This is a genomic window from Frankia casuarinae (assembly GCF_000013345.1).
GTDB classification, from domain to species: domain Bacteria; phylum Actinomycetota; class Actinomycetes; order Frankiales; family Frankiaceae; genus Frankia; species Frankia casuarinae.
The window spans coordinates 1,482,687-1,505,904 of record NC_007777.1 but is presented as its reverse complement, the minus strand read 5'-3'; the positions used below and the strand labels follow the sequence as shown (position 1 = coordinate 1,505,904).

The following is a 23,218-nucleotide window of genomic DNA, read 5'->3' as shown; positions in this document are numbered from 1 at the left end:
GCCGCAGGCGTCCCGGCTTTTCCGCGTGCCCACCCGTCGGTCGGGCCTCTCGCCCGGTCAGAGCCCGCCGCACGGCGTGGAACGGGCTCCGGGCTGCTGTGGAGCCGGTTCCGCCGAGACCTCGTCCGGCCGGATCAGCCGCTCAAGCACTTCGTGATAGGCAACCATCGCGCCGACGGTCAGCGGGAGGACACCGACCACCCAGGCGCTCGCGAGATCACCGAGTGCGATCACCACCGTGACCAGCCCAGTCACGATCATGAGCAGCCCCCGCATCCAGCCCGCCGGTAGCACCCGCAGGCCGAACCAGCCGCCCGGCGGCGGGGCCTCGGGGTCGGCTGCCGGCTGAGGAGCCACGACGATGCCGGCACCGGCTCCCGGACCGTCAGCCGTCCCCGGACCGTCAGCCGTCCCCGGACCGTCGGTCATCCACGGCTCCCGGCCGCCCGGGCCCGCCCGACCAACCTGGCCACGGCGACCTCGCGCAACAGTTTCTCCAAGGCGTAACCGGCGTCAACCGCAGCGCCCTTGACGCCGGCGTCGGCCTCGGCGGCCGCCCGCAGGGCCTGGCCGAGACCCCGGTCCGACCATGCTCGGGCGGAGCGCTGCGCCTTCTCGACCTTCCAGTCCGGCATACCCAGGGCTCGGGCGAGATCCCACTTCGAGCCGGGACCCGCGGACGCCACCCGGGCGAGGTCACGCAGACCACCGGCAACGGCGCTGGAGACCAGTACGGCCGCGGTACCCCCCTCCAGGGACTGACGCAGCAGCGTCAACGCCTGCGGCAGGTCGCCGCCGATGATCGCGTCCGCGACGGCGAACCCGCTGGCCTCGGCCCGGCCCCGGTGGAAACGGGCCACCGCGGCCTCGTCGATCAGCCCGTCGGTGTCGGCCACGAGTTGATCGCAAACGGCGGCGAGCTCACGCAGATCACCACCGACCGCGTCGAGCAGGGCGCGCACCGCGCCGTCGCTGACCCGGCCGCCGAGATGCCGCACCTCGGCGACGACGAAATCGTGACGCTCCCGCGGCTTGGTGATCTTCGCTGCCGGCACGACCCGCGCGCCCGCGGTCTTCAGCACGTCCGCGAGTTTGCGGTTCTTCACCACGCCGCTGTGGACGACGACGAGCACGACGTCGTCGAGCGGACGAGCGATGTACTCCAACAACGCGTCACGCAGATCCTCGGCGAGGTCCTGCGCGCCGCGGACGACCATCACCCGGCCACCTCCGAACATCGAGGTGGCGCCGAGGTCGATCAGATCGGCCTCGCTGAGCTCACCGGCCGGCCGGTCGACGATCTCGACATCGGGATCACGGGCCCGAGCCGCGTCGAGAACCCCGCGCACCGCTCGACCGACGAGTAGATCCTCGTCGCCGGTGACGAGCACGAGCGGCGGCAGTGCGGAGGAGGACACGCAGGTGAGCATGTCACGATCCGCCCCCGGGCCGGCGGAGCACCACCGAGACGCGGACTCCCGCCCCCGACCCGGAGGCGGCTCCCGCCAGCGACCCGGACTCGGCGGACCCGGCGGGTGCCGCCGTGGCGACCACCGCCACCGCGCCGTCGCGGTCGGTCCGGGCGACGGCCATGCCGGACCGGCGCAGCGTCCGCAAGGTGGACGGCGCGGGATGACCATAGCTGTTCCCGGTGCCGACGCTGATCAGGGCGAATCGGGCCCCGGTCGCCGCGAGGAAGGTGGCGTCCTGATCAGCGGCGCCGTGATGGGGCACCTTGAGCACGTCGGCTCGTAGCGCCGTCCGATCCTCCGGGCTGCCGGTCAACACCCGCTGGGCCGGCGGCTCCACATCCCCGGTGAGCAGGATGGTCACCTCCCCCACCCGTGCGGAGAGCACCAGGCTCGCGTTGTTGGGATCGCTCTCGGTGCCGTGCAACACGGTGCGCGGAGCCAGGACCGTCCAAGAGACCGCCCCCACCTGTGCCCGGGAGCCGATGACGGCCGTCCGCAGCGGCACACCGGCCCGCCGGGTCCACTGTTGGACCCGGTGCCACTGGAGAACGGGTTCCCCCAGCGGACTGCCGAGTACCTCCCCCACCGGAAGCCGGCCGAGCACGGCCGGCAGCCCCTCGACGTGATCGGCGTGGAAGTGGCTGAGAATGACCACCGGTATCCGTCGCACGCCGAGGTCGGAGAGGCAGCGGGTCAGCAGGGCCGGATCGGGGCCGGCGTCGACCAGCACCGCGGTGCCCGGTCCCGCCGACAGCACGAGGGCGTCGCCCTGACCGACGTCGCAGGCGACCAGGCGCCAGCCGGGCGGCGGCCACGGCGCCAGCCGCCCGGCGACGGCGCATCGCGCCAGGAGCAGGCCGACCAGGGCCGCAGCGACCAGTCGCCGCGGCACCCGCCGCCGCAGCGTCGCCACCACGAGCCAGGCGACACCGGCGGCCACGCCCGCTCCCATCACCCCCGTGGGCCACGGCAGCGTCGCGGCAGGAAGATCGGCGCACCGGCCGGCGACCGTCACCAGCCACCAGCACGGCAGATCGGCGAGGTGCGCGAGCAGCCCGGCTGCTGACGGCGACACCGCCGCCACGACCAGCGTCAGTACTCCCAGCACGGTCGCCGGTGCGACGGCGGGCACGGCCAGGACGTTCGCGGGCACCGCCACGAGGCTCAGCCCCCCGCCGGTCCAGGCCAACACCGGGGTGCACGCCAGCTGGGCGGCGGCCGCGACGGAGAGCACCTCGGCGATTCGCGCCGGCAGCCGGCGAGCGAGCGCGTCCCGCCAGCCCGGCGCGAGAACGATCATTCCGGCCGTGGCGAGGACGGACAGCGCGAAGCCGACCGAGAGGGCGAGCGCGGGATCCGCCAGGATCAGGATGATCACGCTCGCCGCCAGGGAGGGCAGCACCGCCCTGGGACGGCCAACGGCGAGCCCGAGCAGGCCGACCAGACCCATCGCCCCGGCACGCAGCACGCTGGCCGAGGGCCGGGCGAGCACGACGAACCCGACGAGAGCGAGGGCTCCCACCGCGGCGCGCGACCGTGACCCACGCCCGGTCCATCCCATGAGGTAGAGCGCCGAGGCCGTCACGATGGCGACGTTGCTACCGGACACGGCCGTTAGATGGGACATTCCGGCGGCGCGGAAGTCCGCGCGCACCGCATCGTCGAGCCCGGAGACGTCGCCGACCACGAGGCCGGGCAGCAGCCCGCGACGCGGTTCAGGCAGTCCCCCAGCGGCTCGACGCAGCCCGGCCCGCAGCCCCCCGGCGATTCGTTGGATCATTGCGGGTCCGCCGCGGGTCCGCGGTGGGCCGTCGGCGAACAGGACGGCGGCCACGGTGTCACCGACCCGGGGTTCGGCGAGCCTGCCGGAGACGACCAGGTGCTGGCTGGGCAGCAGAGCACCCCAGCCGCCACCCCGCGCGAGCAGGACCATCGGGGCCCGGACCCGCAGATCCGCCGGTGACGCGGTAAGGCGTTCCGCCCGGACGGAGATCACGAAGGTCACGCGATCGGCGCCGCCGCCCTCTCCTCTTCCCTCTCCGGCTCCGGGCCCGGTTCCCGTCCGGACCGCGGTGGACGAGGAGGTGGCGCGGGGATCGTCGGTGACGACGACCTCGGCGGTGACCGGACGGCCATGCCGGACCAGATCGGCGAGCGGGCCGCTGTCACGCGGACGAGCCGCCAGTCCACCCGCGAGAAACCCGGCGGCCAGGAAGACGAGGGCCGTGAGCACGACGACAGTGCCGCCGGAGCACCGCCCAACGCCCCGGGTGAGCGGCGCGCTGCGCGGCTGCGACTGCGACTGCGACGGACGAGACGCGCCCGTAGCCGCCTCGGCCCGAGCGCCGCCCGGTCCCGGGCGAGTCGGCCGACCACCCCGCGGACGGACCTGGAGCAGCAGGAACATCGGAGCCGCGACGAGCACCGCACCGGCGGCGCCCAGCAACGGAACGGACGGCGGCCAGGTGCCGGCACCCGCCGCGCCAGCCCAGGCCATGACCGCCGGGCCCACCAGCCGGGCGTCCATGGGACGGGAAGCCCCGGACGGCCGTTCCGGCAGCGCGAGTCCGGTCTCCATCCCGACGTCGACCACTGGAACGTCAAACCTTCAGCAATGGCAGCAGATCGGCCAGCCGCTTGTCGCCGACTCCGGTCACCTCCGCCAGCTGCTCGGGCGACCGGAAGGGCCCGTGCGCCGTGCGCCACTCGACGATGCGGCGAGCCAGCACAGGCCCCACCCCGGGCAGACCGTCAAGCTCCTCGGCGGTCGCGGCATTCAGGTCGATCGGACCGGTCGCCGCGGTGGAACCGGCGGACCCGAGGCCAGTACCCGCAGGTTGCCCGGCCGCCGTTCCGGGCCGCGCCGGGCCGGGCTTGCCGTCGACGAGGACCTGTTCTCCGTCGACCAGCAACCGGGCCAGGGCGAGGCCGGTCGTGTCGGTGCCCGGGAGCACTCCCCCGGCGCGTTCGATCGCATCCACCACGCGCGCGCCCGCCGGGAGCCGGACGACCCCCGGCCGGGCCACCCGGCCGGCGACGTCGACCACCACCTCGCCGCTCGCCCCGGTGCGGGCGGCCCTGGCCGTCGGTGCCGAAGTCACGCTCGTATCCGTGGCGGAGGTGGCCCCGTGGTCCGAGTGGTCCGACCGGGCGTTGCCAGCCGCCGCCGACTCCCCCGTCCGGGGGGTATCGACCTCGGAGGAGGCGAGCGGCACCGGGCGGTGCTGCCAGGAGAACCAGGCGGTCATGAGCGCGGCGGCGAGGGCGACCAACGCGAGAACGAGGGCGGCCCGGGCGGCCGGCGCCACCACGATGCCATGCAGCGTAGCCGGAAGCCGCCTGCGGATGACGCCGACCAGATCGCCCCGTGGAACTCCCGGCGCCGGCCGGCCGGCCGATGGCCCGCGATCAGGTCCCCGGCCGCCCTCGTCCTCGCCATCGTCCATCTCGCGCCCCGCACGGGGGTGGACCAGACGGGAGTGGACCGGACGGCGCCGATCCGTTCGGCCGGCGACCAGCCGGCCAAGATCGGCCCCTTCCGCCGCGAGCTCGTCCGCGACCCATCCGCCGGCGGCCCGGTCCTCATCAAGGAACACGCCCTCGCGAATCCCGAACAGGTCGGACTCGTCGCCACCGATCTCCTGCTCGTCCTCGGTGAACGTGGCGTCACGAACGCGGCGGGATCCACCAGCTGAGCCGTCCGCTGGGGGGTCCGGCGGACGCAGCGGCACGGTGGCGTCGTCCGACGGCAGCAGGTCCAGCGATGGCCATCGCGACGAAACGGACGTTTCAGGCGGAAATGCGTGGACGGGGAAACGCGGCGACGGGGCCGACAGCGGGTACCCGGGACCAGGGGTGGATTCGACCATGGCTGGACCGTAGATCGATCACGGCGGCTCCCGCTCCGCTCGCCGCCGTCCTGTGGACAGCCGCCCGTCGTCCACAGCCCCCGCCCAGTGGCCTGCCGGGGTCCCGGTTCTGTCGCAGCCACGGGCTCGGCGGTAAGGTCCGCTCGACACTGATTGTGGGAGCACCACTGGGAGGTGCGCCGATGCGCGTGACTGTCGACTACGACCGCTGCGCGAGCAGCGGAACCTGTGTCCGTCTCGTCCCGAACGTGTTCGAGATCCGCGACGACGGCTTCCTCTACCTCCTCGACGAGGAACCCGACGACGCCAGGTGGGACGACATCCAAGAGGCTGTTGACTCCTGCCCGACCGAGGCGATCAGCATCTCCGACAGCTGATCACGACGTGGCGGTCGGCCGGGAGAGTGAGTCGCGGTAGCGACTCGCCGGAACCGGGTAGAGACCTTCTGGCGAGAGCGGCCCGCGCGTATCCGGGCGGAGCCCCGACCCGGGGAGGTGCCTCGATGGCCACGATCTACCGGCAGCACCGACGTCAGCAAGCCCCCAGCGCGCTGTGGCCGGCGTTGCTCCTGCTCGGTGCGGCGGTCACCGTGCTGGGACTTCTGCTGATCACGAACCCCTTCGCGACAGCCCGCACGCTGGCGGTCCTCGCCGGGGTGGCACTCGTGCTCTCCGGTATCAGCGAGACGATCGCCGCGGTCCGGTCGGAGAACACTGCGGGGACCGCCCTGTTCGGGATCATGCTTGCGCTCGGCGGCGTCATCGTGCTGCTGTGGCCGGGAGTCACCCTCCGAGTCGTCGCACTGCTCGTCGGCGCGATACTGATCATCACCGGGGTCGTCCGGGCCCTGGTGACCTGGGCGAGCAGATCCTCGCGCGGGACCGGCCGCGGCATCGCCGGTCCGCTCGCCTTGGCCGCGCTCAGTGTCGTCCTCGGCGTGCTGGCGCTGACCTGGCCGGGAACGACGATCATGGTACTAGCGGTGATCTTCGGAATCCAACTGATCGTCACCGGTGTCACCGAGATCGCGCTCGGGCTCGCGCTTCGCCCGCACGGTCACTCCTGACCTCCGGCGACCATCCGTTCTCCGGATTTCCGGCGGATCAACCCGCGATTGCCGAGCGCGCCCGCCGAGTCACCCGCCTCCCGGCCCCGCGGCGGTGCCTTTGCCCGGGGCATTGACGGGGGTATCGACCGGGTCATGGACGGGGTCATGGACCGGGTCGATGCCGAACGACGACAGATCGACGGTGCCGCCCGCCCGCGTGGACGGACCGGTACCACCGCCGACGGAACCACCGGACCGCTCCGGGTCCACCGCGAGAGCCGTCCGCCCGCCCGCCTGCGCGACGGCCGCGGCGACCACCGGATCGATCTCGACGGGATCGATGAGATGACGACCCTTGTTCCGGACACTGCCCACCTCGGCCGCGACCGGATGCGCCGCGACCACCCCGGCCGGAGCCGGCCGCAGCAGCGAGGCGAACGCGGCGGGATCGCGGACCGAGGGATCCATCCAGCGATCCCAGGCGGCCTCGGGCAGGATCACCGGCGAGCGGTCGTGCAGGAACTCCAGCCCCGCGGCGGCCCCGGTCGTGAGGATCGTGAAGGTCACCAGCGGGGCCTCACCCCGGCGCCAGACCTCGTAGAGACCCGCGAACGCGAAGATCCCGCCGGTCGCGGGATGGCCCGCGGGACGGATGTAGAAGGGTTGCCCCCGCCGCGAGCCACCACCCGGATGAAACCACTCGTAGAAACCGGTCGCCGGGACGAGGCAGCGCCGTGCGGCGAAGGCCGATCGGAACGCCGGCTTGGTCGCCGCCGTCTCCGACCGCGCATTGATCATCTTTGCCCCGATCGTCCGCTCCTTGGCCCAGGACGGCACCAACCCCCAGGTCGCGAGGCGAAGGACCCGCTCGGTCCGGGCGGCAGCCGGCGGCTTCCCGGCCGGGTGCCGGCCGGCCGGAGGGAGGTGCGCCTCACCCCGAAGAGCGCCGTCCGGGAGCTCACGCGGCTCGGCGATGACGATCGGCATCGCCGAGGTGGGCGCCACGTTGTAGTTCTCCGCCACCCCGCCGGCAGTCTCGTCGCGAGCGGACATCGCCGCGGCGAGGTCGTCGGTCTTCAGCTTCTGGGTGTACCGACCGCACATGGCGCCAGTGTGGCACCCGGGTCCGACAGTTCCAGGTTCCGCGCGGAGGTCACCCGAACGCGAAGGTCACCCGAACAGCGTGGCGAGGCCACCGGCCAATGCACCGAGGTTGACCAGGCCGAAGAACCCGACCCAGAGCGTCGGGGGCAGTCCGGTCAACCGCGCGAGCTGATCCGGGTCGGAATCCCCGGCCCGGCGCCGACGGCGCCCCCGCTGCACCTCGATCACCGGGCGGATCGCGCCCAGCAGCAGGAAGCACGCGATGTACGCGGCGAATCCGGCGCGCACGGTCTGCGGCGCGAACCAGGAGACCGCCAGGATTCCCGCGGTACTCCCCAGCACGGACAGGGCCCCGAAACCGTTGCGGATCACGACCAGCATCGCCAGCAGCAGCGCCACGCACAGCTGCAGCAGCAGACTCGTCCGGCCGGTGGCCAGCAGGCCCGCGGCTCCGAGACCGAGCAGAGACGGTGTCGTGTAGCCGGCGGCGACGGTCACGACGACACCCGCACCGGTCGGCCGTCCGGAGGACACGGTTACTCCGGAGGTGTCCGAATGCAGCCGAACGCCGGCCAGGCGGCGCCCCGTCGCGACCGCGGCCAGGGCATGGCCGCCTTCGTGTGCAATTGTTATCACATGTCTGGATATCGGCCATAGGCGGTCGCTGAGTACCGTCAGGGCCGCCAGAATCGCGGCAACGACGAGCACCCACTGCGGCGCCGCCGGCTGCGCCGCAATGCTCCGGCGCAGAATCTCCATTTCCGTCGTCTCTCCCTCATCCGCGCGGTTGGTCCCGCTCCTCCACAGACGCCTGATACGAACATCATCGATCCTGCCCTCACCCCACGCGACGTTGCCTTCCGGTGAAACCGGACCGCGGTATCGCCGGACATCCACGACGACCGGTGTCAGGGGGTGGGGGTAAGGTCGTGTCGCATTCGGCACACCGGGGAGACCGCGAGGAACATCGAGGAGTGGCCCGTCGTGGCGGAGTACGTCTACCGGCCGGTGGTCAGCATGGTGCGGGGACTTTTCGGCGCACTGCGCCTGCGTCTCGACATCCAGGGCACGGAGAACATCCCGGCATCGGGTGGCGGCATCGTCCTGATCAATCACGTCTCGTACCTGGACTTCGCGCTCGCGGGTCTGCCGTTCTGGATCGCGGAGCGTCGGCTGGTCCGGTTCATGGCCAAGAAGGCCGTCTTCGACCACCGGATCAGCGGGCCGCTCATGCGCGGCATGCACCACATCCCGGTCGACCGGGAGGCCGGCGCAGCGTCTCTGCGCCACGCCCTCGACGCACTGCGCGCCGGGGAACTCGTGGGCGTCTTCCCCGAGGCGACAATCAGTCCGAGTTACTGTCTGGCGACATTCAAGACCGGGGCGGCCCGGATGGCCGCTCACACGAAGGTGCCGGTGATCCCGGTGATCCTCTGGGGCAGCCAGCGCATTTTCACCAAGGGGCGGCCCTTCAGACTGCGGGACGCGATCGGTGTCCGCGTCTCGATCACGGTGGGCAGGCCCGTCCAGCCCACGGAACTGGGTAAGGGCCGCGACGGCACGGCGCTGCTGGAGAAGGTGATGAACGAGCTGCTCGACGACGCGCAGCGCCGCTACCCGCGACCCGCGCCGGGCGAGCCGGACTGGTGGCTGCCCGCGCATCTCGGTGGCTCGGCTCCTGATCGGCCGGCCGATCAGGACGCCGCCGAGCAGAGCACCTCCGAGGAATCCGGCCAGAGCTGACAGATCATCCCCGCCGGAATCCTTGCCGACCGACGATCTCGCGGACGGCTCTGCGCTGTTACCGTGCGTTATTCAAGGAAGTGCTCACCCACGAACACCGCCCCGGGACGGAGACCCGTCGACCTCGGTACCGGACGGCGGCGGCCCGGACGGCGACCGGTACCGGGTCAGCAAAGCGGCCCGGCGCGCGGGGTGCAGGTTCGCCCGGCTGACGTCCCCGCCGTAATGCTCGACGACGCGGTCGTCCATCACCCGAAACCACACCGGCGGGAGATACGCCGCGAGCAGGAGCGTGGCGTACCCCGCCGGTAGCTGGGGAGAGGCCTCGAAGGACCGCAGTGCCTGGTAGCGCCGGGTCGGGTTGGCGTGGTGGTCGCTGTGTCGCTGCAACTGGTAAAGCGCCAGATTGCTGATCACGGCGTCGCTGTTCCAGCTGTGCCGGGGGTCGACCTTCTCATAACGCCCGCTCGGAGTCAGCTCCCGGGCCAGGCCGTAGTGCTCGATGTAGTTGACCCCCTCCAACAAGGTGAACCCGAAGGCCGCCTGGGCGACGAGGAAGACGAGTACAGCCGGCCCGAACTCGACGGCCAGCGCCAGGAACAACACCGCGGTGAGCAACCAGCCAAGCACGACCTCGTTGCGCACCGACCAGACCCGTCGGCCGCGCAACCGTAGCCGGGCGGCCTCCAGCGACCAGGCGGAACGCAGGCTGCCGACGACGGTCCGCGGCCAGAACCGCCAGAAGCTCTCCCCCAACCGGGCGCTCGCCGGGTCCGCCGCCGTCGCTACCCGCACGTGATGGCCCCGGTTGTGCTCTACGGAGAAGTGACCGTACGCGGCCGGCGCCAGCATCAACCTCGCCAACCAGCGCTCGAAAATCCCCCGCTTGTGGCCGAGCTCGTGCGCGGTGGTGATGCCCACCCCGGTCACGGTGCCGACCGACACCACCACGCCGATCCGGGCGGACCACGACAGGTCGCCGTTCGTCCAGGCCGAGGCGCCCAGCAGCAGGCCGACGCCCGCCAGCGGCGGGTAGAGATACGTGCACCGGCGGTAGTAACGGTCGGCCTCCAGCGCGGCCCGGATCTCCTCCGGTGGATTGACCGGATCCGGCGGTGTGGTCATGTCGAGCAGCGGAACCAGGACGAAGACGAAGAGCGGGGTGATCCACCAGTGCAGCTCGACACCCGTCCGATGCCACAGGCCGTATCCCACGATGGCCAGCAACGGAACGATGATCGCGGTGAGCCACATGTACCGCTTGCCGTCCCGCCAGGCGAGGCCGCCGGGCGCGGTGAGGACAGGTGCCGCCATCGGTACCTCCGATTTGCCGGCCGGACCGCCGACCGGCGCCGACCGCCACCGCGGGGCGAAAACCCCTGACGGCGCACGATAACTGGACAGTGAGCCTGCCACGTGTCATATACGGTGACAACAGAACGCCGGTCACATCGAGGAGCAGGACCCGTGCAAACAGGTGGCGTGACGCCGTCGCCCGCGGGCCGGCGGTCCCGTTCGATGACCGACTCGCCCCCCTGGATCGGCGGGGTGATGGTCGGCACTCTGTTGCTGTCCACCGTTGTTCTGATCACGTATACGCTGCTTCCCCTGCCCGGCCAGGAACGTCTGGGTGCGGGCAACTACGTCCTCGCCGCCGTGCTGTTCGCCGCCAACATCCTGCTGCCCCGGCTCCTGCGATGGCACCGGCGCCGCCGGAACCACCGGCCATGATCCATCCGCGCGCCGGTCCCCGCCCCAGGCCGGCCACGTGGCCTGTCCCACGCCCGGCGCATCCCGGCGCCTTCCGGGAACTCCGGCTGCCACGATGGCCGAATGTCCGCACTGATCGTGCTCTTGGTCGGCCTGGTGGCGGGCATCGGGGTCCGGCACCGCGGACGACTGCCTGCGGACACCGCCCACGTGATCAACCTCTGGCTGCTGGACGTGGCCCTGCCCGCTCTGACGCTGCGCGCCATGCACGGCATCGTCTTCCCGCCGAACCTCGCGCTCGTCATCGCCGCGCCCTACCTGCTCTTCGTCCTGACGACGGCCGGCTACGTGCTGGCCGGACGAGCGTTGCGGATGCCGCGGGAGGTCGTCGTCGCCCTGATCGCCACGACCGCGGTGGCGAACACGAGCTTCGTCGGCATCCCGATGGTGACCGCCTTCTTCGGCGCGTCGTCGGTCCCGGTTGCCGTGCTCGTGGATCAGCTCGGTTCCTTCCTACTGCTAAACACGGTGGTCCTCGGGACGGTCACGATCAGTGCCGGCGCATCGCTTTCCCGCGCCGAGCTCGCCCGTCGAGTCCTCACCGCTCCGGCGCTGATCGCCTTGGTGGCTGCGCTCGTCCTGCGGCCGGTGACCTTCCCGGGCTGGCTGAACGCCGCGCTGGGGTCGCTCGGTGGCACCCTCACCCCGCTCGCCCTGTTCTCCATCGGTCTGCAACTCCAGGTGCGTGCGGTCCGGGTGTGGTGGCGGGAGCTGGCCCTCGGCCTCGGCGTCAAGCTGGTCGCCGCGCCCGCGCTCGTGGTGGGGATCTACGCGCTGACGGGGAGCGTCGGAGATCACGACGTGCGGGTGGCCCTCTTCGAGGTGGCGATGCCCCCGATGGTCGCCGGCGCACTCATCGCCGCCCGTCACGAACTCGCGACACCGTTGCCGAGCCTGCTGGTGGGAGTCGGGGTTCCGCTGTCGTTCGTGAGCCTGGTGGTCTGGGCGCTGCTCCTCGGGGCCTGAGGAGGTGGGGGGCCTGAGTCGTGCTCGTCCTCCAGTGGGGTCACCGCTGTAGCGGGCGCCCGGCGTGCTGATCACACCCCACGTGGGCGGGTTGACCATGCGTGCGGCGCACCGGGCGGCACCTCCCACGAGCGCGCGCCGTCGGCGCACGGGGCGAGATGTGTGTCCGCGATGGCGGAGAAATCGCCGAAGAACTTGATTTCCAGCCGCTCGCGACAGACACCTCCCTTGCCGTCCGGCGCGAGACGCAGAAAGTACAGCACGCTCGTACCTCCGGCAGCCGGCCGGTCATGCGGGTTGTAGCCGCCACCGTCCCAGTGGAACTCGGCCCGGGTCCGCAACACCCAGCGCAGTCCCTCGATGATGATCGGATTTGGGTCCGGCAACCGCATCGCGAAGTGCCGCTCGAGCTCGAACACGCGTTCCTGCTCGATGAGCCCGGCCGGTAGTCCAGGTGTCCGCCGGAGCATGAAGATCTCCAACGTGCGGTCCGCGCCCGCATCGGACCGCAGCGCGGCGTGGGTGAGACGCACGTCGAGCAGCTCCGCGCGCACCGCGTAGCGCTCGGCCAGCCGGGCCTTCACGATGACGCTGGGCACCAGCGCGCTCGGCCGCACGCCGAGAGCGGGCAACGCCGCGAGCGCGGCCTCGAAGTCGTCCACGGCGATCAGCAGCGCCGCGTGGTCCAAGACGCAGTACCGTGCCACCAGATCGACGAGGGCCGCCGCCTCGTCAAGGCCGTCGAACAGGCCGGCGAGGAGACCCTCGGTGCGCAACGCGCGCAGCGGCGCGCACACGGCCTCAATCCGGCGCACGTCGACGACGTCCAGACCGCTACCAGGCCGTCCGAGGTCGGGATGCCCCGGTGAGGCCGTGAATCCCTGCGCTTCGATCATCCCGTGCCACCTTCCGCCGCGCGGATGTGCATGACGACCGGACACACCACGCCGATTCGTCCAGTCGGGTTCCTGCTCAGTCGGGTCAGGCCACCTTAGGCCGCTGGGCCTGGCCACCACGGCAGATCCGGCCCTGGAGCGTTCCTGGCAGCCTAGCGGGGTTGAGATAACAGCCCGTCACCACCCACCGGCGAATCGCTCCTTACCGGTAAAATTGTCGCATCACCTGTGTGACGAGGCTCGCTGGCATCCCCGGGCCGCGACAGGCCCGTGGAATAAGCCGGTGGAATGAGGAGGCGCGCGCCACGCTTCTTCCTGACGACGGACGCGACCCGTGGCGTAAGGAGGACCTCAACCCGTGCTTGATCCCGATGCACTTTACGATCTTGCCGAGGACCTGGCCGGCGGTTCGATCGATCTCGGCCGTCCCGTCATGCTGGAGGCGATGACCGGGGTGGTTGACGCTGGCAGCGCGGTCAGCCTGGCCGGCGAGCACCTGATGACCGCGCTCGACCACCGGCTACTCGCCACCTTCGACATCGACCAGTTGCTCGACTACCGGTCCCGCCGGCCGACCATGGTCTTCTCCGAGGATCGCTGGGAGAGCTACGAGGATCCCGTCCTCGCGCTGTACCTGTTGCGGGACGAGGCAGGCACTCCGTTCCTGCTGTTGGCCGGGCCTGAGCCAGATCTGCAGTGGAAGCGGTTCACGGTGGCGCTGCGAGGCCTCGTGGCCCGGCTCGGCGTCCGTCTGACGGTCGGGCTGAACGCGATTCCGATGGCGGTGCCGCACACCCGCCCGTTGGTGGTGAGCGCGCACGCGACCCGTAAGGACCTCATCGTGGGGTACGAGCCCTGGCTGCGCCGGCTACAGGTCCCCGGCAGCGCCGGCCACCTGCTGGAATTCGAGCTCGGGCGGGAAGGCCGGGATGCGATGGGTTTCGCCGCTCACGTCCCGCACTACCTGGCGCAGACGACCTATCCGGCGGCCACCGAGGTCCTGCTGACCTCGGTGTCGAAGGCGACCGGGCTCCTGCTCCCGCTGGACGGGCTGCGCTCCGCCGCGGTTGCCATCCAGGACGAGGTCGACAGCCAGATCGCCAGGGGCGGTGAGGCCGCCGCGCTGGTCAGCGCCCTGGAAGAGCAGTACGACGCCTACCAGCGCGGACGGCGCGGGCCGAGCCTGCCGGCCGCGGACGACGTCCAGCCGCTGCCGACCGCCGACGAACTCGGCGATGCCTTGGAGCGTTTCCTCGCCGAGCAGACCGAACCGGACGGTCCCACCCCGAATCCCTGACCCGGGTCAGGGATTCGGATCCCACCAGCCTGACCGGCCCGCTCCCCACCGAGGTCACCTGCCGCAGCCCGCCCTCCGCGGGCCGCCGTGGAGTGGACCGGTCCCGTGCGTGTGGATTGCGCACGGGTCGAGCCGTCGATCGACCAGACGTGAAGGTGGCGGCGCAGGGAAGCCCACACCGCCGATGATCAATCTTTCTATACCATGATCCGAACGCGGTCCGGGTGTGGTTGCATTTAAATTGTGGAAGTAGCTTCTGGTCACCTATGCCAGACCGGGCCAACCGATTGGCTGTACTATTTCGATCCGCTACTCGGAGAGCCAGCCCAGGACGCCTGACAATCGTCTCACTTGATGATCCAGTGACGGAGAGAATCGGACGATGAATCTGCCCGAGACGTCCGCATGACCGCATCCCCCGCCGGACCGGTGCCCACCGCGGCCGGTTCGACGCCGCTCGAGACCGCGGACAGCACGGACCCAGCTGCCGGCACCGACCCGGCCGCCAGCGCGACGCCTGCCGGTCCGGCGGCACCGGCAAACCCGGCGTCACCGCGCGATCCGGAGCCGACGGTCGATCCTGCGCAGACAGCCGATTCCGGGAATCCCGTACCTGCCGTGGCCCCGACGGCCGGCGCCTCGGCGGCCGGACCCACCATGCGCGAGCGGTACCGCTACCTGCGTAAACCAATGCGCACCGCCCTGTTGGCAGTGCATGTGCTGGTGAGTGTCGGCTGGAATGGCGTGGCGTTCGCGCAGCTCGTCCTGGCTTCGACCGCAGCGGCCGATGCCGGTCTTCGGCACTCCGCATATGAGCTCATGCACGTCGTTGACCGGGTCCTCAATATCCCGCTCGCTCTACTCGCCCTGACCACCGGGGTGGTGATCTCGGTAAAGACGAGGTGGGGACTGCTGCGGCACTGGTGGGTGGCGACAAAACTCGTCATCACCGTCGTTGCCGTGATACTCGGCAGCTCCATGATGCGCCCGTTGGTCGTGCGGGCCGGACATGCGACGGATGGGGGGGAGGTCGCCTACGCGGCTCCGACCGTCGCGATCATCCTCGGCGCCAGTGTGATGAACGTCCTGTTCATCACGGCGACGGTGCTGTCCATCGCGAAGCCTTGGGGAAAGACTCCTCGGGGCCGGCGAGCGATGCGCCGCGCCGGGGCGGCTCCCCTGTCCACGCGGCCGGGCCTGCCGGCGTCATCCGCGCCACTGGCCACCGCCTCGGCCGCCACGGGGAGCGGGGACCCGGTACTCCCGACCATCGTGGCGGTTCCCCTCGGCCCCTGAGACGGCGGCGCGGCGGCCGGGAGAAGTTTCATGGCTCTTCAGCTCCCCGTGGTCGCCCGACCGGCGACGGGTGGGGACGGCCCCGGCCGGCCGCGGGAGCTCGACCGGCGGGCCTGACGGGGCGGGCTGCTCCGCGCCGGCTGGCCGTCCCGGCAGCAGAAAGGCGAACGGTGCGGCGAGGACCGTGGACCCGAGGGTCCACCAGAACGCCGTACCGAAGGCGCCGGCCAGCGCCACCGGATCGGCGGGTCCGGTCCCGGCGGGTCGGCCGGTGATCTGGTGGGACAGCACCACGGCGAGGATGGCCGTCCCGAGTGAGCCGCCGATCTGCTGGAAGATCCGCCCCGCGGAGGTGGCGCGCGGAATCTCCTCCCGGCGCAGCCCGTGGTAGGCAGAGGACATCACCGGGATGAGCGCCATGGCCAGCCCGATGCCGCGGACCGTCAGGGAGACCCCGAGCAGCACCTCGCTGGTGTCGGCGGCGACCTGTGTATACGCAACCGATCCCAGCGCGCTGAGCAGAAGGCCGACCAGAACGAACAACCGCGGGCTGCGCCGGTCCGCCACCCGGCCCAGCACAATCAGGGCGATCATCATCCCCAACCCCTGCGGGGCGAGGAGCAGGCCGGCGGCGGCGGCGCTGCGGCCACGGGCCTGCTGCTCGTACAGGGGCAGCAGGAACATCGCCCCGAACAGCGAGATCCCGAACAGGAACATCATCCCCGATGAACCGGCGAAGGCCCGGGACCGGAACAGCCGCAGGTCGATGATCGGTTCGACGGCGGTCCGCAGGGCATGCACCGTGAACAGAACGAGCAGGGCCGCGCCGAGGGCCAGCGGCACGATCACCCGCACACCCGTGAAGTCACCCTGCCGGCCGGCCACGGAGAAGCCGTAGACGATCGCGGCCAGCCCCGGGGACAGCAACGCGAACCCGAGAGCGTCGAAGCGATGCCGCCCGGGAGTCCGCACATCCGGCATCCCCAGCCAGGCCAGGACCAGCCCGATCAGGCAGACCGGCACGTTGATGAAAAAGATCCAACGCCAGTCGAGATCGTCGACGATCAGCCCGCCGATGACCGGCCCGAGCACGGGAGTGACCAGCGCGGGCACCCCCACCGCCGCCATCAGGCGGCCCAGCCGTTCCGGCCCGGCCGCCTGCGCGATGATCGTCTGCATCAGAGGCAGAAGCAGGCCGCCGCCGAGGCCCTGCACGATCCGGAAGGCGATGAGACTGCCGGCCGACCATGCCGCCCCACACAGCGCCGAGCCGACGAGGAACAGGACCAGCGACAGCAGCCACATCCGCTTGGCGCCGAACCGCTCGGCTGACCAGCCGGTCACCGGGATCACCATGGCGAGCGCGAGCAGGTAACCGGTACTCACCCACTGGATTGTCGAGATTCCGACGTTGAAGGATCGGGCGAGGGTGTTGATCGCCACGGAGGTGATCGTCGCATCGAGCTGCACCACGACCGCACCGACGAGGACGATCCCGGCGAGACGGATCAGCGCCGGATCGAGCCGATCTCCGCTACCGCCCGTCATGCCCCCGCCCGCCGCGGCGGGCGCCTGGGTCTGCGCTGCCATCACAACCTCCGTACGACCCGAGCAGGATCATCCGCCGCGAACTGGGGCGAGTCGGACCAGGCGCCCGGGAATAGTCCTGGTCGAGCCGCACCCCGCCGACGATACACCGTATCGCTTTCGCTACGCCGTACCTTTGTCCGTACGGTGTAGCCGCCGGACCCGACCGTGTAATCTCGCTGACCACGTAACCTCGCTGTATGTGCGGATCGAGGGGAGCATGGAACGTCCCGTCGACTCCGGCCGGCCCACCCGCCGCGCCCGCCCCGGAGTTGATCTCCCGCACCGACCCGGACGGGCCCGTCACAACCGCCGGGTCGGGCGACCCGGGCGGGCCGCACACGCCCCAACGTCGCCTGAAGCCCGCGGCTGCGACCGGCTTCGCCCCGTCTCCCGCCCGCCCGGCCGCTCCCCCGACGGCGCTACCGACCGCTCCCCCGACGGCGCCGCCGCACGTCGAGGAATGCGACAGCCCGATGAAGGGCCTGTTGTGGACCCGGCCCGTAGCGCGCCAGAAGCCCCGGCTGAGCCGGGAGGCCATCGTCGACGCGGCGATCACCCTGGCCGACACGGAAGGACTCGACGCCGTCTCTATCCGCCGGGTCGCGGCAGTTCTCGGCGTCCGGCCGATGAGCCTGTACTCCCACATCGCCCGCAAAGACGATCTTCTCGATCTGATGAGCGACCGGATCGCTGCCGAGATCCTCGTCCCCGACCCGCTGCCCGCCGACTGGCGCGACGCCCTGCGTGCCATCTCCCATCAGACCCGGGCCAGCTGCCTGCGCCATCCCTGGATGCTGACCACGTTCGCCGGACGGCCGCACTACGGACCGAACGCGCTGCGCCACGCCGAGCAGTCGGCCGCAGCGGTCGCCAGGCTGCCCGTGCCACCTCGCCGGAAGATCGCGATTCTGCGCGCGGTCGACACGTACACGATCGGGCACGTTCTCGCCGAACTGCGGGCGCGGGACCTCCACTCCCGGACCGACGTCGACAAGGTCGAGCTGACCACCTACCTCCGCGGCCTGATCGCCACCGGCGACTATCCCTTCCTCGCGCAGTTGGGTCCGGGCAACATGACGATCATGGGTGACGACGCGCAGGAGGACTTCGCCGACGGGCTGGAATGGCTGCTGGTCGGCATCACCGCGGCGATCGAGTCCTGAGGGTCAGACGCTGCCGAGCACGCGGGTGATCCGCACCTCCACGACGACACGCCGGGGATTGGCCCGCGGCGCGCGGTAACGCTGCGCATAGCGGAACTCGGCGTCGGCCACACTCGCCGGATCATCCCGGAGCACGGCCAGTCCCTCCAGCGTCGACCAGCGTCGGCCGTCGATCTGGCAGAGCCCGACGGGGGTGCCGTGGGCCGGTCCCGCCGCGATCAGACGGGCCTTGCGGGACCGGGCCGATGTGATCACCCGGGCGATGCCCGCCGCCGGATCAAGTGTCGCGCCGACGGCGACCACGTGCGGGCTGCCATCCGGCCGGACGGTGGTCAGGCTGCACAGGTGCCGCTCTCGCCAGAAGTCAAGAAAGGCCTTGCCACGCCCGGCCAGGTCGAGCAGATGCGCGGGGTCAAGCCGGTTCTGGTGGTCGACCCCGAGCCGGCGATGCGTGAGCACCGGGAACTCGGCACGAACGGCGGCCGGTCGGGACGGGTCCAGCTCCGCGCGCACCGTGGTGGGCCGCGGGCCGGCCTCGGCGAGCACCTCTCCCCACGGATCGACGACGACGCTCGCCCCGGCCATCTCCCGGCCCGCCTGGCGGCCCGCGGCGTTGCAGGCGACGAGATACACCTGGTTCTCGATGGCCCGGGTCCGGGTGAGCACGCGCCAGTGGTCCAGCCTGGCCAACGGCCAGGCCGATACCACCACCACGATCTCGGCACCGCCCTCGGCCAGCAGCCGGAACAGCTCGGGAAACCGGAGGTCGTAACAGGTCGCCAGCCCGACGATGCCGAGTTCGGTGGGGACGGTTCCGACCGTGGCACCCGGCGTCAGCAACCGGGCCTCCGCGGAGCCGTAGCCGAACAGGTGCACCTTGCGGTACGCATGCCGGATCATCCCGTCCGGACCGATCAACACGGTCGTGTTGAAAAGCCGTCCGTCGGCGGACCGTTCCACGATGCTGCCGGCCACCAGGTGGCATCCGCGTTCCCGGGCGGCCTCCCGCAGGGCGGTGACCGTCGGCCCGGTCAACGCCTCCGCCTCCGCCTCGTACCGATCGAAGTGAAAATAGCCGGTGACCCATAGTTCGGGGAGGACGACCAGGTCCGCCTGGGTCTGCCGGATCTCCCCCAGCACCCTGCGCACCCGGTCCGCCGCGTTCTCCTCGTCGGGACAGCCGAGCTGCAGGACGGCGGCACGGACCGGGGCTGTCATACGGGGCTCCTCGCCTTGTCGACCATGCGGTTCCGCAAACACGAGGGTCTTCCCGGCGGCGACCCGGTCGACCGCGGGATTCAGGACAGGCCCAGCATCGCCTTCCACTGCTGGGCGCTCGTCGGCCGGAAGACGTGGTTCATCCGCTTGACCACCGCAAGGTCCTCCGACGCCTGCGGAGAGTACTGGTGGCCGGGGAAGACGGTGGTGGTGTCCGGCAACGCGGCCAACCGACGCAGGCTGTCGTACATCAGTCCCGCGTCGCCGCCGGGCAGGTCCATCCGGCCGCAGCCCTCGAGGAACAGGGTGTCTCCGGCAACGAGCCGATCGTCGACGAGGAAACACTGGCTGCCGGGGGTGTGGCCGGGGGTGTGCAGCAGCCGCACGGGGATCTCCCCGACCGTCACCACATCGTCGTCGTCATGCTCGACCAGATCGGCCGCGGAGACCTCGGTCGCCCGCCGTACCCACTCCGCCTCGGCCCGGTTCACGTGAATCGGGACGTTCTGCCGGCCGAGCAACTGGCGGACACCCTCGATCTCCAGGCCGAACGCGTTTCCGCCGATGTGATCGGCGTGGTAATGGGTGACGAGCGCGCCGGTGAGCCGCATACCGTCGGCGGCCAGCAGGTTGAGCAGGTCGTCGACCTTGTAGGCGGGATCGACGACCAAGGCCTCGCCGGTCTCGCGGTCACCCACGAGGTAGACGAAGTTGACCATCTGGGTACCGACCGGATCGCCGACGGCGAAGTCGCGGCCGGACAACAGTTGACGGAAGTACAGGCGATCGGTCACCCCGCCAGCCTACGAAGGTCCGGCCCACGGCGGGGCGAGTTGCTCACCAGGGCTACCCGCGGCGGCATGACGGGTGAATGATCCATGTGGTGCACGGTGAAGAAGTCCAGGATCGCGCCGGTGGCGTCGAAGGACCGGCCGGCGGCCGAGTCGGACCGGTCCCGGCGGGCCTCCGGGCTGGCCGGCCACAGATGCGTGCCCCCGGTCACCGTGTCGAGCCGAACCTCGGCACCCCCGAGGCAGTCGACGTACCGCAGGATGATCACTTCGCCTCTGGGCTCGGTCAGCACCGGCGTCGGATTGCAGCCGTAACGGTCGGCGTATGCGCGGATCACCGCCGGAGCCGGCGAGATGTGCGCGGGTCCGCCCGCCACCGCGCCACCCGCATAGGGCACGGACGGATCGGCGGTGCCGTGCACGGCCATGGTCGCCGGGGTACGTCCGGGCGGGCAGCGGACCTCGAACGTCGAGGAGACCATCGCCACGGCCGCGAATCGACCGGATCTGCACACCAGCGCGGCGGCGAACTCGGCACCGTTGGAATGCCCGGCGGCGTAGACAGCACGGTCGTCCAGGCAGAACCGCGCATCCAGATCATCCAGCAGAGCATTCACGAAACCAAAGTCATCCGCCTTACCCGGCTCCCCGAGGGTGTTCCAGCGTCGTGGTGTCCCCAACGCGTCCGGGGTCACCACGATGAAACCGCGGTCGCTGCCCAGGGCGCCCATGCGGGAACGCTGCTCTTCCAACTCCTTATCGGCCTTGAAACCGTGGAAGTCGAAGATCAACGGATAGGCGTGACGCCCGTCGTGACCCACCGGCAGTGTCAACCGGTAGTAGCGACGGACTCCACCCAGAACCAGGGAATGTGCCCCCGAGAGCAGCGGGACCGCCGGCCGCGGTGAGACGCAGGAGGAGCCCGCGGTCGATATTCCCGAGCCGGCAGCGAAACGTCGCGGCACTGCCTTGTCAGAGACGCTGCCGGAGACGCCGGACGAGCCCGCGAAACCGTGCACCAGCTGGACGACAATGACCAGTGTCAGCGCGACGACACCCGGCACGGCGAGATGCCAACGTGCTGGCGGCGGTTTCCGGGACACCGCACCCACGGTACGGACCAGACCAGGCCGAAGGAATACATCGCCGCGACGCCTGCGCGACACCGTCGATTCCCGATGTCGGGACGGCAACCACACCGGCAACCACACCGGCGGCGGACCCGGCGGTGGACCCGGTCGAAACCCCGCGCGCCGGTTGATCGGCCGGCCGTCTGCCGTCAGGCTACCGGGCTGAGGCCGCCATCGAGGTTGATCGTCGCACCCGTGATGTAGGCGGCCCGCGCGGAGAGCAGGAACGCGACCAGATCGGCGAACTCCTGGGCCCGGCCCACCCGACCGAGCGGGATTCCGGAGGTCCGCCCCATCCGTTCGTACAGCTCGTCGACCGTGATGTTCTCTCGGGCCGCCGCCCGATCCCACTGCCCGCTCTCCACCAGGCCGATCAGCACCGCGTTGACCCGGATCCGGTCCGGGCCGAGCTCCTTGGACAGGGCCTTGGTGAGCGCGAGGCCCGCGGCCCGGGTGACGGAGGTCGGGGTGGAACCGGCGCTGGGGGCTCTGGCCGCCACGGACAGTGAGTTCACGATGCCGCCACCGCCCGCGCGCCGCAGGTACGGCAACACCAGCCGGGAGGCCCGGATCGCCGCGTGCAGCTTCAGCTCCAGATCGGCGTTCCAGACCTCGTCGGTCTGGTTCTCGAACGTACCGCCCGCGCTGGCGCCGGCGTTGTTCACCAGGGCGTCGACGGCGTTCCAGCGGTCGACGGCGGTGGCGACGAAACGTTCGAGGTCAGTGATGCTGGTCACATCGGCAGGTACGGCGAGAACCTCGCCACCGCCGGCCTGCGCCTGCCCGGCGACCTCCCGCAGCCGCGTCTCGTCGCGCCCGCAGAAGGCCACCCGCGCCCCCTCGGCGGCCAGCGTCCGCACCAGGGCGGCTCCCAGCCCGTTCGAGCCGCCGGTCACCAGCACCACCTTGCCCGCCAGCTGAAGATCCATCCCGCTCCTGTCGCCTCGCTCCGGTCGCAGTTTTCGATGAGGCAGGCCAGCCGCGGCCGGCCGGCAGACCGCCCGACCATCCGCGACGGGCGCCACCGGTCCTGACGACCTGGGCAGCTACCGGGTGATCGGCCCGCCGTTCCCATCGATCGACATGATGAACATACCGAGGGCGGAAGATGCGATCAGCATCCACCCGGTCTAACGTCGGGACCGGCGAGAGGGGGCGGGACGATGGCCAGGTGCGACACCTGCGGTAACGACTACTGGATGTCGTTCGAGGTGCAGGTTATAAGTGGCGAGAAATACACCTTTGACTGCTTTGAATGCGCTGTGGCAAAACTTGCCCCCCGCTGCGAACATTGCGACTGCCGCATTATCGGGCACGGCGTCGAGGTATCCGGGCGGTTCTTCTGCTGCGCCCACTGTGCCCGGGTTTCGGACGGCCGCCTCGGTGCCGAGCTCCGCGACACCGTCGGCACGCATCCGGGCTGATCCGGACCGGATGCGCTCCAGCCGACCCGGATCAGCCCGGCGGCCCGCCACCCGCCCGCGGAGCGGCCATCGACATCACCGAGACAACTCCGAGAAATATCGTTTCTACTCTCTGTAGACGGACATACGGGTCCGAGAGGGTACCATGCCTAACGAGTCGACGCCCTCGTCCGCTTCGCCGACGGCGTCGGCAGCCAGGTGATCGCCGATGGTGCGGAGACCGCCGACGAGCTCGCCGCGGTGGTCGGGGTGTCGACCGGGGTGTCCGGGGTGCCGCCGCGTCCTGTCGGACACACCTTGGCGGCGTCACGACATCAGAGCGCGAAATGGGTACGCAGCGCGTCCTCCAGTTCCCCTGACGTCTGAAGGCGTCAGTCCCCTCGGGAGTTTCTGATGGATGCCGCCTCGCTGGCAAGGATCTCCTCCATACGTTCAGAGATG

The 23,218-nt window shown here is 70.9% G+C and carries 23 protein-coding genes; 10 read left to right on the top strand and 13 right to left on the bottom strand.

Annotated features, from left to right (window positions below; genetic code table 11):
• Window positions 1-57: 57 nt before the first annotated feature.
• The 4 genes from FRANCCI3_RS23240 to FRANCCI3_RS23235 are packed head-to-tail and all read right to left on the bottom strand — an operon-like array spanning window position 58 to window position 4,783.
• Window positions 58-429, bottom strand: coding sequence for a hypothetical protein (locus FRANCCI3_RS23240; protein ID WP_011435704.1), 372 nt, complete (start codon window positions 427-429; stop codon window positions 58-60).
• Entirely contained in the window at window positions 426-1,430 is a 1,005-nt protein-coding gene (gene holA, locus FRANCCI3_RS06310; RefSeq protein WP_011435703.1) for a DNA polymerase III subunit delta, read from the bottom strand. Before holA ends, FRANCCI3_RS23240 begins: the two co-directional genes overlap by 4 nt.
• A gap of 1 nt (window position 1,431) precedes the next feature.
• Window positions 1,432-4,065: a ComEC/Rec2 family competence protein gene (locus tag FRANCCI3_RS06305; protein ID WP_201783439.1), complete on the bottom strand. Its 2,634-nt coding sequence runs from the start codon at window positions 4,063-4,065 to the stop codon at window positions 1,432-1,434.
• Between the two features lie 7 nt (window positions 4,066-4,072).
• Entirely contained in the window at window positions 4,073-4,783 is a 711-nt protein-coding gene (locus FRANCCI3_RS23235; protein ID WP_051569444.1) for a ComEA family DNA-binding protein, read from the bottom strand.
• 6 nt (window positions 4,784-4,789) lie between these two features.
• Between FRANCCI3_RS23235 and FRANCCI3_RS27865 the strand changes: the two genes are divergently transcribed.
• The 3 genes from FRANCCI3_RS27865 to FRANCCI3_RS06290 all read left to right on the top strand — a co-directional run bounded on the left by FRANCCI3_RS27865 (window position 4,790) and on the right by FRANCCI3_RS06290 (window position 6,407).
• A complete protein-coding gene (locus FRANCCI3_RS27865; RefSeq protein WP_035730063.1) occupies window positions 4,790-5,167 on the top strand; it encodes a hypothetical protein in 378 nt (125 codons plus the stop codon).
• Between the two features lie 356 nt (window positions 5,168-5,523).
• The gene (locus tag FRANCCI3_RS06295; RefSeq protein ID WP_011435700.1) at window positions 5,524-5,718 is read left to right on the top strand and encodes a ferredoxin; all 195 of its coding nucleotides are present in this window, start codon (window positions 5,524-5,526) and stop codon (window positions 5,716-5,718) included.
• Between the two features lie 125 nt (window positions 5,719-5,843).
• On the top strand, window positions 5,844-6,407 hold the full coding sequence (locus tag FRANCCI3_RS06290) for an HdeD family acid-resistance protein (RefSeq protein WP_011435699.1): 564 nt from the start codon (window positions 5,844-5,846) through the stop codon (window positions 6,405-6,407).
• A gap of 69 nt (window positions 6,408-6,476) precedes the next feature.
• Here FRANCCI3_RS06290 and FRANCCI3_RS06285 read toward each other — a convergent pair whose 3' ends face one another.
• On the bottom strand, window positions 6,477-7,493 hold the full coding sequence (locus FRANCCI3_RS06285) for an SOS response-associated peptidase (RefSeq protein WP_011435698.1): 1,017 nt from the start codon (window positions 7,491-7,493) through the stop codon (window positions 6,477-6,479).
• A 66-nt stretch (window positions 7,494-7,559) separates the two neighbouring features.
• On the bottom strand, window positions 7,560-8,252 hold the full coding sequence (locus tag FRANCCI3_RS06280) for a M50 family metallopeptidase (protein ID WP_011435697.1): 693 nt from the start codon (window positions 8,250-8,252) through the stop codon (window positions 7,560-7,562).
• A gap of 225 nt (window positions 8,253-8,477) precedes the next feature.
• Here FRANCCI3_RS06280 and FRANCCI3_RS06275 point away from each other — a divergent pair, with 225 nt between their 5' ends.
• Window positions 8,478-9,236: a lysophospholipid acyltransferase family protein gene (locus FRANCCI3_RS06275; protein WP_023840554.1), complete on the top strand. Its 759-nt coding sequence runs from the start codon at window positions 8,478-8,480 to the stop codon at window positions 9,234-9,236.
• 84 nt (window positions 9,237-9,320) lie between these two features.
• Here the strand turns inward: FRANCCI3_RS06275 and FRANCCI3_RS06270 are convergent, their stop codons facing one another.
• Window positions 9,321-10,550, bottom strand: a complete 1,230-nt coding sequence (locus FRANCCI3_RS06270; RefSeq protein ID WP_011435695.1) for an alkane 1-monooxygenase — start codon at window positions 10,548-10,550, stop codon at window positions 9,321-9,323.
• A 204-nt stretch (window positions 10,551-10,754) separates the two neighbouring features.
• On the opposite strand from FRANCCI3_RS06270, the gene FRANCCI3_RS06265 reads away from it, so the two are divergent.
• Both FRANCCI3_RS06265 and FRANCCI3_RS06260 read left to right on the top strand, forming a co-directional pair.
• A complete protein-coding gene (locus tag FRANCCI3_RS06265; protein WP_049760855.1) occupies window positions 10,755-10,967 on the top strand; it encodes a hypothetical protein in 213 nt (70 codons plus the stop codon).
• A gap of 102 nt (window positions 10,968-11,069) precedes the next feature.
• Window positions 11,070-11,972, top strand: a complete 903-nt coding sequence (locus tag FRANCCI3_RS06260; protein ID WP_011435693.1) for an AEC family transporter — start codon at window positions 11,070-11,072, stop codon at window positions 11,970-11,972.
• Between the two features lie 71 nt (window positions 11,973-12,043).
• Here FRANCCI3_RS06260 and FRANCCI3_RS06255 read toward each other — a convergent pair whose 3' ends face one another.
• The gene (locus FRANCCI3_RS06255; protein ID WP_011435692.1) at window positions 12,044-12,868 is read right to left on the bottom strand and encodes a hypothetical protein; all 825 of its coding nucleotides are present in this window, start codon (window positions 12,866-12,868) and stop codon (window positions 12,044-12,046) included.
• A gap of 358 nt (window positions 12,869-13,226) precedes the next feature.
• On the opposite strand from FRANCCI3_RS06255, the gene FRANCCI3_RS06250 reads away from it, so the two are divergent.
• Window positions 13,227-14,165: a proteasome assembly chaperone family protein gene (locus tag FRANCCI3_RS06250; protein WP_011435691.1), complete on the top strand. Its 939-nt coding sequence runs from the start codon at window positions 13,227-13,229 to the stop codon at window positions 14,163-14,165.
• Window positions 14,166-14,570: 405 nt separating this feature from the next.
• Window positions 14,571-15,461: a hypothetical protein gene (locus FRANCCI3_RS27270; RefSeq protein WP_023840553.1), complete on the top strand. Its 891-nt coding sequence runs from the start codon at window positions 14,571-14,573 to the stop codon at window positions 15,459-15,461.
• On the opposite strand, the gene FRANCCI3_RS06240 is transcribed toward FRANCCI3_RS27270, so the two are convergent.
• Window positions 15,372-17,051, bottom strand: a complete 1,680-nt coding sequence (locus tag FRANCCI3_RS06240; protein WP_011435688.1) for a DHA2 family efflux MFS transporter permease subunit — start codon at window positions 17,049-17,051, stop codon at window positions 15,372-15,374. The genes FRANCCI3_RS27270 and FRANCCI3_RS06240 overlap by 90 nt on opposite strands.
• Window positions 17,052-17,524: 473 nt before the next feature.
• Here FRANCCI3_RS06240 and FRANCCI3_RS06235 point away from each other — a divergent pair, with 473 nt between their 5' ends.
• Entirely contained in the window at window positions 17,525-18,214 is a 690-nt protein-coding gene (locus FRANCCI3_RS06235; protein WP_011435687.1) for a TetR/AcrR family transcriptional regulator, read from the top strand.
• Window positions 18,215-18,217: 3 nt separating this feature from the next.
• Here FRANCCI3_RS06235 and FRANCCI3_RS28975 read toward each other — a convergent pair whose 3' ends face one another.
• The 4 genes from FRANCCI3_RS28975 to FRANCCI3_RS06215 all read right to left on the bottom strand — a co-directional run bounded on the left by FRANCCI3_RS28975 (window position 18,218) and on the right by FRANCCI3_RS06215 (window position 22,282).
• Complete coding sequence (locus FRANCCI3_RS28975) at window positions 18,218-19,432, bottom strand: nitrilase-related carbon-nitrogen hydrolase (RefSeq protein ID WP_011435686.1); 1,215 nt, start codon at window positions 19,430-19,432, stop codon at window positions 18,218-18,220.
• An 80-nt stretch (window positions 19,433-19,512) separates the two neighbouring features.
• Window positions 19,513-20,226, bottom strand: a complete 714-nt coding sequence (locus FRANCCI3_RS06225) for an MBL fold metallo-hydrolase (RefSeq protein ID WP_011435685.1) — start codon at window positions 20,224-20,226, stop codon at window positions 19,513-19,515.
• Window positions 20,223-21,287 carry an alpha/beta hydrolase family esterase gene (locus FRANCCI3_RS06220; protein ID WP_236701434.1) on the bottom strand — a complete coding sequence of 355 codons (1,065 nt, stop codon included), beginning with the start codon at window positions 21,285-21,287 and terminating at the stop codon, window positions 20,223-20,225. The genes FRANCCI3_RS06225 and FRANCCI3_RS06220 overlap by 4 nt, the downstream gene beginning before the upstream one ends.
• Before the next feature lie 215 nt (window positions 21,288-21,502).
• The gene (locus FRANCCI3_RS06215) at window positions 21,503-22,282 is read right to left on the bottom strand and encodes an SDR family oxidoreductase (RefSeq protein ID WP_011435683.1); all 780 of its coding nucleotides are present in this window, start codon (window positions 22,280-22,282) and stop codon (window positions 21,503-21,505) included.
• 234 nt (window positions 22,283-22,516) lie between these two features.
• Between FRANCCI3_RS06215 and FRANCCI3_RS27860 the strand changes: the two genes are divergently transcribed.
• On the top strand, window positions 22,517-22,777 hold the full coding sequence (locus tag FRANCCI3_RS27860) for a hypothetical protein (RefSeq protein WP_023840550.1): 261 nt from the start codon (window positions 22,517-22,519) through the stop codon (window positions 22,775-22,777).
• The last annotated feature ends 441 nt before the right edge of the window (window positions 22,778-23,218 follow it).

What these genes read in the sequence shown, in the direction of transcription:
- FRANCCI3_RS23240 (WP_011435704.1), bottom strand. Translation starts at nt 429, where the DNA reads ATGACCGACGGTCCGGGGACGGCTGACGGTCCGGGGACGGCTGACGGT.
- holA (WP_011435703.1), bottom strand. Translation starts at nt 1,430, where the DNA reads ATGCTCACCTGCGTGTCCTCCTCCGCACTGCCGCCGCTCGTGCTCGTC.
- FRANCCI3_RS27865 (WP_035730063.1), top strand. Translation starts at nt 4,790, where the DNA reads ATGCAGCGTAGCCGGAAGCCGCCTGCGGATGACGCCGACCAGATCGCC.
- FRANCCI3_RS06295 (WP_011435700.1), top strand. Translation starts at nt 5,524, where the DNA reads ATGCGCGTGACTGTCGACTACGACCGCTGCGCGAGCAGCGGAACCTGT.
- FRANCCI3_RS06290 (WP_011435699.1), top strand. Translation starts at nt 5,844, where the DNA reads ATGGCCACGATCTACCGGCAGCACCGACGTCAGCAAGCCCCCAGCGCG.
- FRANCCI3_RS06285 (WP_011435698.1), bottom strand. Translation starts at nt 7,493, where the DNA reads ATGTGCGGTCGGTACACCCAGAAGCTGAAGACCGACGACCTCGCCGCG.
- FRANCCI3_RS06280 (WP_011435697.1), bottom strand. Translation starts at nt 8,252, where the DNA reads ATGGAGATTCTGCGCCGGAGCATTGCGGCGCAGCCGGCGGCGCCGCAG.
- FRANCCI3_RS06270 (WP_011435695.1), bottom strand. Translation starts at nt 10,550, where the DNA reads ATGGCGGCACCTGTCCTCACCGCGCCCGGCGGCCTCGCCTGGCGGGAC.
- FRANCCI3_RS06265 (WP_049760855.1), top strand. Translation starts at nt 10,755, where the DNA reads ATGACCGACTCGCCCCCCTGGATCGGCGGGGTGATGGTCGGCACTCTG.
- FRANCCI3_RS06260 (WP_011435693.1), top strand. Translation starts at nt 11,070, where the DNA reads ATGTCCGCACTGATCGTGCTCTTGGTCGGCCTGGTGGCGGGCATCGGG.
- FRANCCI3_RS06255 (WP_011435692.1), bottom strand. Translation starts at nt 12,868, where the DNA reads ATGATCGAAGCGCAGGGATTCACGGCCTCACCGGGGCATCCCGACCTC.
- FRANCCI3_RS27270 (WP_023840553.1), top strand. Translation starts at nt 14,571, where the DNA reads ATGACCGCATCCCCCGCCGGACCGGTGCCCACCGCGGCCGGTTCGACG.
- FRANCCI3_RS06240 (WP_011435688.1), bottom strand. Translation starts at nt 17,051, where the DNA reads ATGGCAGCGCAGACCCAGGCGCCCGCCGCGGCGGGCGGGGGCATGACG.
- FRANCCI3_RS06235 (WP_011435687.1), top strand. Translation starts at nt 17,525, where the DNA reads ATGAAGGGCCTGTTGTGGACCCGGCCCGTAGCGCGCCAGAAGCCCCGG.
- FRANCCI3_RS28975 (WP_011435686.1), bottom strand. Translation starts at nt 19,432, where the DNA reads ATGACAGCCCCGGTCCGTGCCGCCGTCCTGCAGCTCGGCTGTCCCGAC.
- FRANCCI3_RS06215 (WP_011435683.1), bottom strand. Translation starts at nt 22,282, where the DNA reads ATGGATCTTCAGCTGGCGGGCAAGGTGGTGCTGGTGACCGGCGGCTCG.
- FRANCCI3_RS27860 (WP_023840550.1), top strand. Translation starts at nt 22,517, where the DNA reads ATGGCCAGGTGCGACACCTGCGGTAACGACTACTGGATGTCGTTCGAG.